Source organism: Nonomuraea coxensis DSM 45129 (genome assembly GCF_019397265.1).
Classification (GTDB): Bacteria; Actinomycetota; Actinomycetes; order Streptosporangiales; family Streptosporangiaceae; genus Nonomuraea; species Nonomuraea coxensis.
The window spans coordinates 8,230,626-8,246,613 of sequence record NZ_CP068985.1 but is presented as its reverse complement, the minus strand read 5'-3'; the positions used below and the strand labels follow the sequence as shown (position 1 = coordinate 8,246,613).

Genomic DNA, 15,988 nt, shown 5'->3' with positions numbered 1-15,988 from the left:
GGCCGAGCATCAAGATCGGCTGGGGATTTGTGCTACTTAGTCACCTTTGTAGAAGAAACCGGTCGCCGGATCGTCTGGGGCTCCGATCAACATGGCCCGGTCGAGGAAGACGTTGTTGGTCTCACAACTGGTCTCGGGAAGCAGAACGCAGGCGTAGCAGGCCGCCAGGTTCAGACTGTCGATGCCGCTGGCCTCGGACTCCATGCACGGTGGGTCCTGCGAGCACCACTCGGCGCGGGCCAGCGCCGATTCGAGGGTCTCGTAGAGCTTGCGGTGCTCGCCTTGTGCGACGACACCGCCGAGGGAGCCGGCCGAGTCGCTGGTCGCGGTGTAGATCAGCACTCCGGCCATGTCGTGGTCCACGTACAGTCGCTCGCGCAACGCTGCCGCCGGATAGCCGCAGTCGAGGCTCCACTCGTTGATCAGAACGTGTGCGAGCGTGTGAAGAAGCAAATATCGCGGAGTCACCGGGGATTTGATCTCACCAGGTGCCTTCACGCTTCCGGACTGTGCCGCACGTTCGCGAAGGAGCCTCGTGTGATTGAGCCAGATCTGGTGTGCACGCGTGACCGGGCCGGGCCGCTGCTCCCACTCGCGTACGAGTTGTTCGTCAACGACGAGGAACACGCCTTCGCCACTGACCTCGATCGCCGGCAGCCAGTCCACCGAACTCTTGGCCATGGCGGCGCGACGGGTGTCACCGCCGGCGGCGTCCGGCATGGTGACCCGAGTGAACGACTCGAGCGCCCGCACCTCGCGCAGCCGTTTGACCAACATGGAACGCCTGATCCCGTACGGTAGGGCGCTCCCGTCGCCGGAAGCCTGGACGCACTCGAAGTTCTCGTCTCTCGCGACGATCCGGGTGCCGTCGTAGAGCTGGTGGTACTCCTCGCGCCTCAGAGCGTTGGCCGACTCGAACATGAAGGCCGTCTCATCGGAGTCCGGTGGGGCGCTCGTCTCCAGTTCGTGACGCCTGTGCACAGCGGCGAGGACTTCCTCCGCTGTGAACCGACCATCGTTCATAAGGTCCGTCTTCTCGATCGCCTTCAAGATGACCGAGTCGGGCGTGCCGCTCTCCAGGAAGACGCGCAGCAGCTCATAGTGCGAGTTGAGTCGCTGCTGCAGCGACTGCGACCACGGGGGGATGGACAGCGCTGACCGCGTGATCGCGAACCAGGCCGCCGAAGCGCCTCGCTGCAGCGTACGAGGCGTCGCGTTGCACGCAGGTTCGCCGGCGTCCCGTCCGAGCCATGGCCTCCGCCCCTTACACTTGATGCCCAGGTCGGGCATCGCACCCTTGCCGAAGGCGCCCTCCAGGGACGCAGGCTGTACACCGCATGAGCACTTGATCACGACTGAGCGGAGCGAGGCCGTCTGACCGCTGCTCTCCAGGGTCAGCTCGTGCTTGACCTTCTCGCTCAGGTCACGGTCGGTTGCGGTCTTCTTGTGAACCCACTCGAAATAGGGAAAGTCATCTACGTGCCCGTTCTCGCACGCGACAACGAAGCGTGACGGTGTGAGCGGCTTGTCGCACGAGCCGCAGACACTCTTCCCCTGAGGCGAGCCGAACCGCTTGAACTCCTGGAGCTTCTTGCAGACACCGCAGGAGTACACCTCGGGGAAGATCCGAACCCTGAGGCCATCGCCCGAGGACGGCTCGTCCGCCGGCGGGAGTTGGAATCTGGCCACCCGGAGCCAGTGCTGCAGGCGTGGCTCGTAAATGACGTCCGACGGCCATACTCGCCAGCTGTCCAGCCCGCTCACTATGTACGACTGATCCTCGATGGCGATCAACGATCCCACGCCGTATGTCGTGATCGTCTGGGCCCGTCGTACGGCGCCCAATGGTGTACGCGTGACCTCGTCGTTCCGACCCGCCTGACGAGTCCGTCCGCTCCGCAGTGCCATTCTCATCGCTCCAGGTAAAGATCGGATTCGGCGTCGACATCACGAAGGCTCCACAGGGTGGGGAATGCTCGCGTGAGATCGGTATCGGTGAAGGTGCAGAGAAGCGCCTCGTCGGCGTTGCGCGTCTCGCTCCGCTTGAAGCGCGGCCTGGCCTCATAGACCAGGTCCGGATTCTCGTCCGCCAGGTCCGTCCAGCGGGCGATGATCTCATTGAGATCCTTCTCGACGCCAGCCGCTTCCTCCCCATCGACCGCACCGGCCCTGTACAGAATGAGATCCTTCAGTTCCTCGATACGGCTCTCGTGCTTTCGTATGCTTCCCGCCGCCCCGTTGAGCCTGAGCTCCGGATGAATGAGCCGAGCCATTCCCACCAGGACGGCGTGAAGGGCACGGTCACGAGCACGGGGTGAGAAGGGCGTGACGCTGGTCGACTCGACCTGCCGGTAGAGCGCCGAGTGGTAGGGCACGAAACTCTCGTAGTGAGAACGGTCCCGTGATCGGTTGGCGTTATAGAGCACGACGACCAGACCGGGGTGCTGACGACCGACGCGGCTGCTCGACTGGATGTACTCAGCAGTGGTCTGCGGCTGCCCCATGATCGCCATCAGACCGAGCCGATCGACGTCCACGCCCACTGAGATCATGTTGGTGGCGAGGACCGTGTCGAAGACGCTCTCGTCCGGAAGCATGCGTTCCAGATCCTTGAGCCGTTTGGGGATGTCGCTGGACTTGACACGGCTGGTCAGCTCAGTGAGCCGGTCCGCCTGGCGAAGCTCGGCACCGTGCTGCTCCGCCAAGAGCTTGAGCCGGTCCTGGACGTCGTCCAGAACCTGAAGCTCGGCGGCGGCCAGAAGCCGGAGGCTGTTGAAGTAACCGACCAGCGTCCAATAGGCGTCCCGTACCGAGTCCGAGCCGTTGATATGGGTGGCATGGTGGAGCAACGCCGCATACGCGCGCACCAACAGGGTGGCTTGACTGGTGTTGGGTGCGAGCAGGCCCACATAGAGGCGTGACGCCTTGTCCTCTGCCGGCGTTTCCACCGCGAACCACGAGTCGCGCGCGTCCAGGCCGGCGGGCGGGAACTGTGCGACGTCTCGGTTGAACAGACGTTTGACCTGACTCTTGGCCCGGCGGATGGTGGCGGTGGAGGCGATCACTTTGGGCTGGTCGGCGGCATAGTCGATCGCGGTCTCATAGAGACCGGTCAGGCTGCCCAAGGGTCCTGAGATCAGGTGAAGCTCGTCTTGGACGATCAGCTCCGGAGGAACTGTACCTTCTCGGTCCCTGTTGAAAAGCGCCGCGACCTCGGTACGCCAGGTGATCTGCGCGAACTTGTCCACTGTCGCGATGATCAGAGTGGGTCTGACCGCATAGATCTTCTCGTCAACGACGTGAACAGGCAGCTCTCCACGGAACTCGCAGTCCCTATCGGCACAGAAGATGCGCATTCTAGAGCTGGCGACGTCCACCTCGTATTCGTCCGGACCCATCGCCGTACCGCACCACGGACAGAAGCGAAGCTGGACGGGATTCTCCTGGTGCAGCTCGGCGCCGTCCTTGAGCTTCTTCAGGCTGGCGGCTGCGTCCTTGAGCCTGTTGGGAGTGGCGGCGGCGCCTACCCACATGCCGATGGAGATCGTCTCTTCGCCCAGTTCCTTCGGCCTTCGGCGGCGGATGATCTCCATGGCGCAGATCAGCGTGGCCGCGCGTTCGAACTGCTGAAGGGTGAGCAGGCGGAGGGTGTACCGCATGATGGCGGTCACGCCGCCGCCGGCCTCGCCCTTGCGGAGTCGGCGCAGGAAGACGGTGAAAGCGATGATGCCCAGGTAAGCCTCGGTCTTACCACCACCGGTGGGGAACCAGAGCAGGTCGGCGACACGCCGGTCGTCGTGCTCGAGATCCACGATGCCGTTCAAGGAGAGGAGCAGGAAAGCGATTTGGAACGGTCGCCATACGCCCATCTCCACATCCGGCTCGCCCTGCTTGCGGCCCTTGATCCAGCTCGTCCTGGCTCTCTGGACGGCCATGGCCTCGTTGGCGTATCGAAAGGCGGTCATGACCTGTGGCACACGTCTGAGCGTTTCGATACCCGAGTCCATGCGATCGCAGGCCGACTCGCACTGCCGGATCTGTTCCCTGGCCGCCTCGGCGTACTCCGTGTCGCCGAGCAGTCGCGACTCCTCGGCTCGCTCCGCGATCCAGGCGCGGTAGCCGTTCACCAAGCCGCGGAGCCCGCGCAGGACGTCCTCATCCGGCTTGCGCGCCAAATCGAGCATACGGAGAGCCGAGCTGTCGATCTCCGGGTTGGAGTCGGTGAGCAGCACTTCCTTCGTGGGCACGAACTCGCTCCAGATGGCGGCCACGGCCGCCGGAGAGCCCTTGAGCAGCGCCTCGTCACGGGGTGCCGGAGGTGACCAGTCCCAGTTAGCCGCGCACCCGTGCCCTACCGCGAAGTTCGGAGCATAGCGGTACAGCAGCCTATTGGTCTTGATCTCCGTCTCGTCCGCCCCGACGGGTACGGGTCGTTCCACGAAGGGCTTGGCGCCCTCGACGCCGGTGACGTGAATCCGAGGTTGGAACAAACAATGGGCGTCCCGAATATCGAACTTCCCGACCTCCTGCACGTTGAGCAGTGCGACGGTGACGGAGACGGCGCCGTCCTTGGGCGGGCGCACTCGCACGCGGAGTTCGACGCCGGGTATCAGGGTCTCCGAGTGGTTTTTTGCAGTCCTCAGATCGATCGAAACCGGGGCGAGGTCCAACTCGCGACGCCGCCAGCGCAGCTCCTGCTCCTTGACGCTGCGACGCTCGGCACGCTGGGCCTTGACCGGTCGTCCGCTAGGGTCGACCGGGTCGTAGACGGCGGCGGTCACCGTGATCGTGATGGTCGGGGAGATCGTGGGATCCACCCCGAAGGTCAGCCCCATGGAGGACGGCGCCTGGTCATTCGCTCGTGAGACTCCGGTGTCGGGTACGTCGTCTTTGACGCGCGTCTCCGGAGAGAGATCGACGTCGCGTTCCCCGACCTCCTCGATCACTTTGGTGATGTCGCGACGTTCTGGATAGAGCACGCCGGCCGCATATGACGTGACCGGTGAGTCTTTGAGGATCTCCTCTGATCCTCCCACCGGGCCGATCATGTCGAGGTGCAGCCGTTCGACCAGTTCCGTCCGGAAGGCATAGTGCTCACTGTGCTTGGACATCGGGTTCCTTCTTGTCCCAAGTGAAGGTGGACAGTCCGACCAATCGCGGTGCGAGCCAGACACCAAGCGGGTTGAGCCCGGCGCGGATGCCGGCGGCCTCATTTCCGGCGACGGTCTCCACCGCGTCGACGTGGACGCCGGAGATGAGAGCCGGGAAGGACCGCGGTACGAACTTCGGACTCTGTTTGAGAAACTTGAAGAGGTCGCTTCTGAACTTCTCGGACGCCGTGCCGATCGGCCGTCCGTCGTGCCTGATCAGGTATGGCGGGCTTTCCAGCATGCCGACCGGCTCCGGATGGAGGCGTTCCAGCTTGACTTCGTCGCCGGGTCGTACAGCCGTCCCCAGATAGTGCTGCACGTCGGCGGCAACGGCATCGAAGTCCACTGTGCCGGCCGGGTACTCGGTGAGAACGTCGCCGCCCTTCAGCTCCAGGCCGTCGCGCCGCCAATATTGGAAGTGATAACGCCCCCATCGACCGGTGCCGTCGTCGGTGCGAATCGTGCGTGTCTCTAGCTCCGAGATCCGATACAGCTCATCACGGGGCCTGGTCATGGCCACGTAGAGAAGTCGAGCCTCCTCAGCTGGATTCTGATCGACCTTCTTGCGCTTGCTAGAGTCGGCGACCCGCAACGGTCCGGGATCCACTACCAGCACCCGATCGAACTCCAACCCCTTGGCCCTGTGAAAGGAGGAGACCACGAGTCGCGCGGGCGGTTGTGCGGTGAGTTCGTCCGGCAGACGACCGGTGGCCAGAGCCGAGCGAAGGCGAGCCAGATCCAGGAAACGATCCGAGCCACGTCCGGAACCCGTTCGCTGCAGTAGCCGCCACAGGGAATCCGTTTCCGAGCCGTCGGGCAGCGGCAGGTCGCTGATCAGCTCGTCAAAGCTCTTCCGACTGAGCGACGAGGCATCACAGCGGGCCATGAGGAGTCCGAGCCACGCCGGAGCGACGCGATCTTGTGCTGATCGCTGAAGTCGATGCGGGACGCCCAGGGCGTGAAGCCGTTCGGACACCACCAGCGCCTGTCCGTTGTATCGACAAAGAATCGCGGTGGTGCCGGCGTAGCCGGTAAGCGCGTCGGCGGCGAACGCATCGAAATCACCGAAGTCTGTGACATCGGCGAGGACGTGCCGCAGCTCGTTGTAATGCGCCTCCCCATTGGCGTCGCCAGATTCTGCCAATGTCCGAAGCCGCGGCCCGAAGTGGCAGGCTACCTGAGCGTCGCGGGTACGGGCTCGGAAGTTCTCGGTCAGGCTCAGTTCGGTCAGCTCTTCGCCGAAGGTGATGCGGAGCCAGTCGAAGAACCTGTTGGTCTCCCCTTCACGCTCATCCGGGTTCTCGACCGTGAAGCCGTAGATCGACTGCGCCGGGTCACCCACCACCGTGAATCCGCAGTCGTATCGTTCCAACAAGGTTTCCACCAAGTCCCGACGGGCCCCGACGAGATCCTGGACCTCGTCGATGACGACGTGGCGAAGATCGTCTTCATAGAGTTCATCCGCCAGGCCTTTCTCGATCGCCTCCTGCGCGCCCTCGATTCGAGCATCAAAGGACTTATCGAGCCAGCCGCCCTGGGCGTCCACCTGCCTGAGCAGGCCGAGCGCCCAGGAGTCGAAGGTCTGGGCTCGCACGTTGCGGGCGGCCTCGCCGTACCGGGAGAGGCGGTTTTTGAGTTCGCGGACGGCGGCTCGGGAGAAGGTGAGCACCAGGATCTCTCCGGCGCTCACGTCCTCCTCGGCGACCAGCCGGTCGAGCCGACGAACCAGAGTGTGGGTCTTGCCCGCTCCTGCTTGTGCGGTCACCAGGGTCAGGGCGTCGGCGGGCTGCTCGACGACAGCCCGCTGCTCGGCCGTGAGCGCAGGAGTGCCGCTGTAGGCATCGCTCACTTCTTGCTCCAGAGGTATTCGAACTGGGTGAAGGCCAACTGGCGGTCGTAGTTGATGATGTTGTCGGCGACGTCGAGGATCAGACAGGTCTCCTTGCCGCCGTTCTTCGGACCGCGGAGACCACGACCGATCATCTGTTGGTAGACGTTCGGGCTGTAGGTGGGACGGGCCACGATGACCACCTCGGTCGCAGGTGCGTCGAACCCCTGGGCGAGGACGCCGTAGTTGGTCAGCACTCGGATCTGCTTGCGTCGGAACCGCTCGATCAGGGTGCGGCGCTCGGCGTCCGGCGTGCTGGAATCAATTGCCGCGGATTTGATGCCGAGACCGTTGAGCTTGGCGGCCATGAGCGTGGCGTGGTTGACGGAGGCCGCGAAGAGCAGGATGGGAGCATCCTTCGGCAGCGCTTGAATCTCCCTGATGAGGGTCTGGTTACGGGCTATGTCGCGCCCGAGCTTCTCCTCCACGGTCGCAGGGAGCCTGGCGCCGTCGAAGGCGGTCGCCTGCCGGAGGTCCTCCTCCGAAAGAGTGAGCGTCGTTCCCTCCAGAGCGCGGTGATCCACCTTCGCGAGGACGCCCAACTCCTGGAGCTCGGCGTAGGGGTCTCCACTGGCGAAGATGCCTTCGTCGAGACGGTTCCGTCCATAGCGCTCTACCAGGCGGCCGGTCTCCGTCTCGTTGAAACCGCGGAACGGTGTGGCGGTCAACCCCAGCAGAGGGCGGGATGTCTCTCGGAACGTCAGTCCCAGCGACGACAGGATGCGGGTGTAGCGAGGCGTGATCGAGGTGTGCGCCTCGTCCACGATCACCAGGGCCGGATTACGCAGCCAGGCGTACTCCGCTTTGTCCAAGCAGACTTCGAGCTTGGCGTCGGTGGCGACGACCAGCTGAGCCGTCTCCCCGCTGGGAGCGGCTTCGCGCGTGGACCAGAGCCGGTTGATGATGAGCTCCTCTTCCGGGCCGACCTTGGACCAGACGAACGCCCAACTCTGAACCGCCTGCTCGCACAGCTCCTCGCTCTGGGCGATCCAGAGGACCGGGCGGCCGCCCAGCCCTCGCTCCTTGATAACGCGGATGACGGCCTCCGCCGCCACCCGTGTCTTGCCGGCACCTGTCGGCAGGCACAACATCGCGCGCGGCGCGTCGTACTTGGTCAGTAGCTCGACGGCCTTCTGCGCCAGCCTCTCCTGGTAGTCGTGGAGTCGGGGGAATGCGGTAGGCCCGGAGACTTTCAGCAGCGGTGGCAGCGTCTCTCCCTTGGTTCCCGCGTACTCACCAGGGAACCCGAGGTCGTTGACGACGCGCACGGAGGCGGCATCCCCTCTGAAGCTCGCTGCCAACTGGGGGAACTCCGCCACGATGTCCCGTCGATAGACGCGCAGGACTTCTGTGCCGTAGGCGTTGTGCGCCAGGTCGGCCATGCGGCGTGCATCGTGGGCCGTGCCCTTTTCGGCCTCGTCACTCTCCAGCAGGCCCTCTGGTAGTCCCTTCTTCAACGCTTCCACGCCGACGAGCAGCAGGAGCTTCTCGGACAGGCTCTCGGTGCTGCGGATCCGCTGGATGCGCTCGTTGTTGCGTTCGTGCTCACGTCGCTCAAGGATGGTCTTGCAGTGCGCCCGCCCGAGGGAGAGCTTCAGGACGCGGTCCACCGACTCGAGCACCTGAAGATCGTCTGCCGGCATCCTGACGAGAACCTTGTGCTCCTCCGACAGCACGGCCACGGAGATCGAACGAGTCCGCATACCATTAGGAGTCCGGATGATCTCTTCTAGTTCATCGCATCGAACAGTCGACCACCCCTCCACCTGAGCTCGCCGAAGCATCTTCAGGTGCGGGAACTCCTCCAACAGCAGGACACCTTCCGCCTGACCCGCGTGTCTGATCTCCTTCTGGATCGCGTCGGAGGGGGCGAGCATGCCCCAGGCCTTTCGCATCGTCTCCGCGAGGGACTCGGTCGGCACCAGCAGGGCCGGCACCTTCTCGCGTACGAGTGCGTCGTATTCGGACCGAACCGCGGTCACCGCGATGTGCTTGTCCTCGATGTCGCTGCGCCACTCGTCGCCCACCCGGCAGCGGGTCATGGCGCCCTCGGGAAAGTCCACTCCTACCTCGAACATGAGGGCGTAGACCTTGCCGGGGAAGTCGTCATCGGTGGAAGAGGACGTCTCGTCGACGAGTTCCTCCCATATCGATCGCGGCAGGTCGTCCAATGTCTGCGGTAGGGACAGCATTGCGGCGACGGCGGCAGAGACGTCGGCCACCGGCAGAACGCCTTTGTGGACGCTCAGCTCGGCGCCGACGCAGCGCCTGACCTCCCGCAATCCTCGCGAAGTCTGCAGGTAGCCGTACTTTCGCCCGAGCCATCGAATGGGTGAGGCAATTGACCGACGGCTGGCGACACCTTTGTTGCCGGCCTGCATGACCCAGCTCGTCACCGCTCCACCCGTCGGAATGGCCTTGAGGAAGGCCGCCCGTCCCTCATGGGAGAGCAGAGGGAACAGGTGCAGCGGCCCTGGGGGGCGAGTCCCTTCAAAGATCATCTTTGCCAGGGTGGGTCGGGCTTCAGTAGGCGGCAGCTTGGTCACGTACTGCTTCCAGCACGTCGTCTTGTACTCCTCGAACCAATCCTCGCCTTCAGGGTCTGCATGGGCGATCGGGCCGTCGAGGAGACCCAGGTCGGGCAGGAAGGCTCGGTCGTCCCGGTGGAAGTTCATGTCCACAGTGACTCGTTCGTCCCGCGAACCGTCCGCCGGAACCACCCGTCCGGGGAGCAGGCAATCGCGAATGCGTCGGAAGTCGCCGGCCAGCGTTCTGACCTTGAGTTCCCTCGCGGTATCAATAGAACCGTCGAAGGCAGTACGGACACCTGCAGGACCCGCCAGCCGCGCCAGTTCCCAGAAGGCGACCCAGTCACGGTTCTTGTACCCGGAGAAACCGCGTTCCACTACGGATGCGAATCGACCAACATGATCGGCTTCGTGGATGCCCAGTGTGTCCAGCGCCCTGGCTATGACGTCGTTGCCCGCATAGACACGCTCGTCCACGTAGAGAGTGTTGTCGGCGAGTCCGTCGGCGGCGGAACGTCGAAAGATCTGGGTCGAGGGAGCGACCATGCCTAGTGTCTCCGTCAGCACGATCCTCGCCCTCAAGGCATCCTCCATCTGAGGGTGCCTGTGCAGCTTCATGCCCGCAGCGATGAGCACCGCCCGTGCCGACGCTTCGGGGGAGCCATCGGAGACGAGAGCCTCCAGCCACTCCTTCGCCGTGGCCACGGCAGCCGTGCTCTCGGACAGAATCCGATTGACGCTTTCCCGACGGTGCTTGTTCTTGGCCGACTCCACTGAATGATGGATCCAGTTCACGGGCCGACCGGGATGATCACCCCACCACTGAAGCCATTCCGGGCGCAGGTCGGCCGGGTGGACGTGGATCTCGGCGGGTGTGCCGAAGCGCCCGTTCTGATCTGGAAAGACACGCTTGCTAGGAGAGATCTTCCAGATTCTCGCCACCAGTTGGTCCGCCGCCCATTGCGGCTCCTCACGCCCTCGGGCCGGCACGAAGTCGAGATATGTTCCGGGGTCGTCCGGCCGGGCCAGCGACGGGAGAGACGAAACCACCAGATCCGCGACCTCGTTGATCAGCTCGTCGTTGAACTGGTTGTTGGCGTAGAGGTTCTGCCGGTCCTCGCTGGTCTTCCAGGGAGCGTTGACTATCCCCCGAAGGGTCGTCGTGTAGTTGGTCGGGAAGTAGGCCCAAAATCGCCCACGCCCCTGTGACCGACCTTCCGTATCCGGAACCGCCCACGCAATGTCGATCTCGGGACGGTCGTGAAGCTCGCCGGCCTCTTCGAGGGCCCGAGTCGAGGGCTGATAAGCCCGGGTGAAGACGCGCCATCGAACGCTCTCCTCCCGCTCACCCGCGCCCGCGGCTCGGCGGACCTTCTGCAGAATGCGACGGTCGCCGTCGACCTGCTGGAAAATCTGTCGCTTGGAGCTCTGTCCGGACAGTCGCTTCTCCAGCGTGACCGTTCCGACATGGGGTGAGAACAGGGAGAACTCGGCAGGGAACTCGTCGATGTCCTTGGCCAACCGGGCCACGGCCGCAGGCTTCAACGGCAACCGTACGACGGTCGTGGCCCACGAGAGGAGGTCCTTCAGGATCGGGTCGGCGGCAGCAGCGCGGTCGCGGTCGAGCGGACGGGCCATCCGGAGGACAGGTGTCTCCGCGGCTGCGGGCTGGACCCGCCTGATCTCAAGCTCGGCCCACTCCCTGTCAAATCCAAAGCTCTTGTCGTCCTCTACGCTGAAGAACTCAGGGACGTCCGTGACGCTCAGGACGGACTTCACCCCGACACCGAACCGGCCGATCTGGCCGCCTCGCTTACGCGAAACCCCCATACGCAGAATGGTGTCGGCGCCCTCGGGCGTCATAGGGGTTCCCTGGTTCGCGCAATACAGATGAGTGTCGGTGAGAACCACGGCGATCTCGCCGCCCGGATCGTTTCTCAGCTCGTCCGCACCGTTCTGGACGAGTTCGTAGACCTGGCGGTCGCCGTATCCGCCCTCTTTGATGCGGCGTTCACCATTCGCGTGTTCCTGAATTAGACCGGGGTCGATCTTGTAGGTCTCTAGAACGCGTGCGGTCTGCTTGAGTACGACTTCGATGACCGAAGGATTTCCGTTGCTCACGACAATAGTCTCCCGACATTGGAGCGTCTACGGAGGGGATGGTTGAGAACAAGAGCCCAACTGGTTCAGGCATGCCGACGAGCACGTGGCAGCGGTTTGATGCCGCCCCCATCTGGGCACGCGTGAATACGGCCGAACGCCATTGTGGAGAGGAAAAGGGGATGGCGAACAGAAGGTATGAGCACAGCGCTCCGGGGCGGCCTTTGTGAGGACTCGCCGGAGAGTGAATAAATTTTTACATAAGGGCGCAGCTCGCGCAAGTGCCTCAAATTTCGGACATGTAGGAGTGAAATGTGACATATGCGGACGTGGTCGTACATCCGCGGGGGGTTCCAGGGAGCGTTGGCGTCGCTTCATAGAAGAAACATCGACAAGGTGGTGTCAAGTGACGTTAAACGGTAGCCTGAGGTGTCAAACGACCTCGTTCTACCTGGAGAAACCCTGTGACGACGCAGGACGGCGACGGGATCATCCGCGACCCCGAGGCGTTCGGAGTGTGGCTAGGTAGGCAACTGCGCCGTAAGGGTATGAGTCAATCCGACCTGGCCGCCGCGTTGGACGTGACGCGCGCTGCGGTGTCAGCATGGATCACAGGCCGTGCCACTCCCCGCATCGACAAGATCCAGGCGATAGAGGAGATCCTGGATTTGGCGGCGGGTGCCTCGGCCACTCGCGATGAGACCCCGGAATCCAGCGGTTACGTAGGTTGGCATCACCGCTTGGCGCACTCTGACGGTGGGCGGGAGCTCGGCAACGCGGCGGCCTTCGCCTTTGACTCCTCATTGGCGATCACGGCGAGAGAGGCCACGCAGAACAGTCTGGATGAGCGCTGGGACCGGACGCGTCCGGTCCGGATGCGGTTCACTCTTCACGAGATCACGGGCGAGCGTCTGCGTCGCCTGCAGGAGGCCATCCACTGGGACGACCTCGCTCCCCATATCGAGGCGGCCGGTGACCCGAAGCAGAAGGTCGGCCGCATGCTGGCCGACGGCCTCCGTGAACTTCGCGAAACCGGCAAGCTGCTCCTACTGCGCATCGACGACTACAACGCCAATGGTCTGACCGGCCCAGACTACGCCGACGGACGGTTCGCCGCAGTTGTTCGCAGACAACTCGACAGTCACAAGATGGGCACCGCCGGCGGCTCGTTCGGGCTGGGCAAGGCCACCATATGGGGGGCCAGCCGTTTCGGTCTGGTGATCATGAACAGCACGTTGTCCGAGCCCTATGAGGACCTGCGCGAACGCCGCATGATCGGTCGAATCGACCTGCCTTGGCACGAGCTGAACGGCGTCGAATACGCCGGGCCGGCATGGCTCGGCAGCCGGGATCCCATGCGCGAAGCCGCCCGCTCCTGGTGGGCAGGCGAGCGTACGGTGGAGGAGCTGTATCTCACGCGGGGCAGCGCAGATCCCGGTACGAGCTTCCTGATCGTCGGCGCACATGATCCATCCGGTGAAGCGACGACTCTTGAGGAGATGCACGCGGTCCTTGTCCGCGGCTTAGCCTCGGACTTCTGGGCATCCATGGTGGCAGGCAGGGGACAGGCGCCCATGCTGGAAGCCTCGGTCGAGGCATTGTCCGATGGCCAGGTAGTAGTGGCGGAAGAGCGGGTGGACCCCTATCGCCATGAGCCGGCTCGGGCACGTGCCGTACGGGCGTTCTTCGACCGGACCACGGTCTCGCAGCTCAGCAAATCCGATGACGTCGTCGAGTTGTCCGTGCCGTTGACCGTGCCACCCCGCAAGACCGAGGTCAGTGGCCGTTCCGTCGAACACCGGGCGGTGCTGCTGGTGACGCCCGCGACCGAGGGCGACCAGAAGCTCAATCGGCTGGTCGGCATGCGAGGCACCAGGATGACCGTCTTGGATCGGCCGGTCACAGGCGTGCCCCTCGGCGCTACCCAGTTCCAGGCAGTGTTGCTCGCCGGCATCGCGACGGGCGCCGAGTTGCCCTCGGACGAGATGGCCGAGGCATTCCTGCGGGCCGCCGAGCCGCCTGAGCACAACGACTGGAAACCCACTGAAGACCTCACCTCCACGTACGCCCGGGGCGCTACCACAAGGTTGAGGGAGTTCCGGAAAACCGTCTTCAGCCTGGTCCGTGCAGCTGTGAAGCCGACCGAACCGGTGGGGCAGGAGGGCGGCCCGCCCCTCCTGCGTGAACTGACCAACCTTGATCCTCCGCCGCTGCCTCGCACCAGGGGCTATCCGACCGTCAAGAGCGCTACGGGCGAAGTCGACGATGCGGGTGCATGGCGGATCAGAGTGGAGATCAAACTACCGGAGCGAGAAGACCCCTGGGTGCTTCGTCCATTGTTGAGGTTTTCGACACGCTCCGGTCCCAAGCCTGAAGCGCGCTGGGTCGAACTGGTCGCGGAGTCGAACTGCGAGGTGAGTGGGGATGTGCTGATTTGCGGCGCGCGGGAGCGGTCCGCTGTTTTCGCGGGCGTGAGCGACGTGGCCAGCCACCCGGTGGCCGGTCGGTTGGCGATCGCCGAAGTCGACCTGGTCCAAGCCAAGGACGGCCGCCAATGAAGCAGATCATGCCCTACCAGGTACTGGCCGGCGAGATCTCCATGACCGTGCGCGAAGCCCGTCTCGACGACGTGGCGTTGCCGTACAGCATGATCTCGGAACCAGACCGTACGGTGGCCCTGCATCTTCTCGGTCGGGAGGACTGGAACGTCGTACGGCTGAGACTCGAGGCGAACGCGCCACGACACGAGCTGGACGCCGGTCCTTGGCTCGGTCTCGCCTTTCTCGCGACGGTTTCGGAACGGCGTACCAACACGCATTCGGCTGTGAAGCTCATGATGGGGCAGCCCGGTGAATGGACCGGTGAGGTGGAACTCCATCGTGAAGACCACTTCGGCAGAGTTCGTATCGCCGGGCAACTCGTTGCGACAGTGGACGATGTCCCGGCACGCGTGATCGCGACCATTGCGCAGCCCTGGACCGTGGATCTACAGGGCCGGGCAGCGGCTCGGCGTGAGTCCATACAGACACGCTGGGTCGACTTCGCAAGCGATCCCCAATTGACATGGTGCAAGAGCGACCCTTGGGCGGTGACCACGACGGACGAGACGGCGACGCTGAACCTGAACAGCGGCTTCGACGGACTGCGTGTCGTGCTCGAGAGCCCCAAGGCCGCGGAGCGCCCTATGCGCGAGGCGCTGGCGGCGCAGATCGCCGTGGACATGTGGACCGCTCTTTTCAACGAAGCGGCTCATCACGTGGATGGAGACGAATGGCCGGAAGGTTGGCGTGGCCTGGTGCTCCGACGCATGCTCCCTGATCTGTTCCCGGATCATTCGCCGGATGACGCGCTCAGGGAAATTGTCAACCAGGGCGTGGGCAGTATCCAGACAAGGGTGTTGCATGCTGCGGCGAAACAGGCACGAATGCCGAGGAGTCTTGGCGGCTTCATTCGATCACTGCACAAGAACGGGCCGGAGGACGAGTGAACACGACGCTGGGCCTGCTGCCCGATGAGGCCGCCGCGAGATTTCTCACCACCGGCGTGCTGGAGAACAGCGAGGCGTTGCCATTTGTCGCGATCGACCAAATGTCGGCACCGGCTCCATGGGAGGCCGAGCTGGTGCGGCAACTCTTCGATGAGGCGATGAAACGCTTTACGCCGGCTGAGCGGACCTCAGCCGATGCCTGGCTGGCTCCGGTCCTGCACGCGACGTTGCGATTGACGCGTCGAGAAGCCTCGGACTCCCGAATCTGGAACTACCTCGCCGTACGGCTGGCGCCTGACTACGTCTACTGGCGGCACTTGAGCCGTGGAAATCCGCCAAGAGTGTCCCGAACTCGATTTTCAGGGCCGTTTCATTCTCAGGCGTTCGCTCGCTTGTGGTGGGCTGCGGAACTGTTCCGGGATGGGTCAGACTACGGGCCCGTCGTGGTCGCCTGCGGTAACCAGGACGTGTTGAATACCGTGCTGAGGCTGGAGGTCATCCTCCACCGGCCGACCGCACAGGCGATCATACGACTGCTCGCCGACGACGTGGTCCGTACGGGACGTCAGGTCAACACGCTGGCCCAGGCGGTGAACACCGCCGGCACCACGCTGTCGTACGAGGCGTACGCACCTGACAACCCCAGGGACGTGGACGCCTACCGTGACTGGGTCGAGGAGTTGGGAGCGGTACTGGTGCCCTATGACTCGCTGCCCACCGGCCCTTCGGACGGGCGAGCAAGACAGACTTCGGTCGATGCCTTGACCGCGCTCTTCAAGCAACTCCTTGCCGATATACCTAGCGCGAGAGAGATGCCGGAATGGTCGTGAGCCGT

General features: G+C 64.0%; 7 protein-coding genes. 3 read left to right on the top strand and 4 right to left on the bottom strand.

Annotation, left to right across the window (positions count from 1 at the left end; genetic code table 11):
• Nucleotides 1-36: 36 nt before the first annotated feature.
• The 4 genes from drmB to Nocox_RS38635 form a co-directional block, all read right to left on the bottom strand.
• A complete protein-coding gene (gene drmB, locus Nocox_RS38650; RefSeq protein WP_020546964.1) occupies nt 37-1,803 on the bottom strand; it encodes a DUF1998 domain-containing protein in 1,767 nt (588 codons plus the stop codon).
• Between the two features lie 107 nt (nt 1,804-1,910).
• On the bottom strand, nt 1,911-5,111 hold the full coding sequence (locus tag Nocox_RS38645) for a helicase-related protein (protein WP_020546965.1): 3,201 nt from the start codon (nt 5,109-5,111) through the stop codon (nt 1,911-1,913).
• Nucleotides 5,095-6,999, bottom strand: a complete 1,905-nt coding sequence (locus tag Nocox_RS38640) for a UvrD-helicase domain-containing protein (RefSeq protein WP_020546966.1) — start codon at nt 6,997-6,999, stop codon at nt 5,095-5,097. Before Nocox_RS38640 ends, Nocox_RS38645 begins: the two co-directional genes overlap by 17 nt.
• A complete protein-coding gene (locus Nocox_RS38635) occupies nt 6,996-11,687 on the bottom strand; it encodes a DEAD/DEAH box helicase (protein ID WP_026215122.1) in 4,692 nt (1,563 codons plus the stop codon). Before Nocox_RS38635 ends, Nocox_RS38640 begins: the two co-directional genes overlap by 4 nt.
• A 443-nt stretch (nt 11,688-12,130) precedes the next feature.
• On the opposite strand from Nocox_RS38635, the gene Nocox_RS38630 reads away from it, so the two are divergent.
• From Nocox_RS38630 to Nocox_RS38620, 3 genes are read left to right on the top strand one after another with little or no spacing between them, the layout of a single operon-like run.
• Nucleotides 12,131-14,224: a helix-turn-helix transcriptional regulator gene (locus tag Nocox_RS38630; protein WP_020546969.1), complete on the top strand. Its 2,094-nt coding sequence runs from the start codon at nt 12,131-12,133 to the stop codon at nt 14,222-14,224.
• A complete protein-coding gene (locus tag Nocox_RS38625; RefSeq protein ID WP_020546970.1) occupies nt 14,221-15,153 on the top strand; it encodes a hypothetical protein in 933 nt (310 codons plus the stop codon). Before Nocox_RS38630 ends, Nocox_RS38625 begins: the two co-directional genes overlap by 4 nt.
• The gene (locus Nocox_RS38620; protein ID WP_020546971.1) at nt 15,150-15,983 is read left to right on the top strand and encodes a DUF6339 family protein; all 834 of its coding nucleotides are present in this window, start codon (nt 15,150-15,152) and stop codon (nt 15,981-15,983) included. The genes Nocox_RS38625 and Nocox_RS38620 overlap by 4 nt, the downstream gene beginning before the upstream one ends.
• Nucleotides 15,984-15,988: the final 5 nt, after the last annotated feature.

Excerpts from the sequence above, each read along its gene's own strand:
- Nocox_RS38645 (WP_020546965.1), bottom strand. The coding sequence starts at position 5,111 with ATGTCCAAGCACAGTGAGCACTATGCCTTCCGGACGGAACTGGTCGAA.
- Nocox_RS38625 (WP_020546970.1), top strand. The coding sequence starts at position 14,221 with ATGAAGCAGATCATGCCCTACCAGGTACTGGCCGGCGAGATCTCCATG.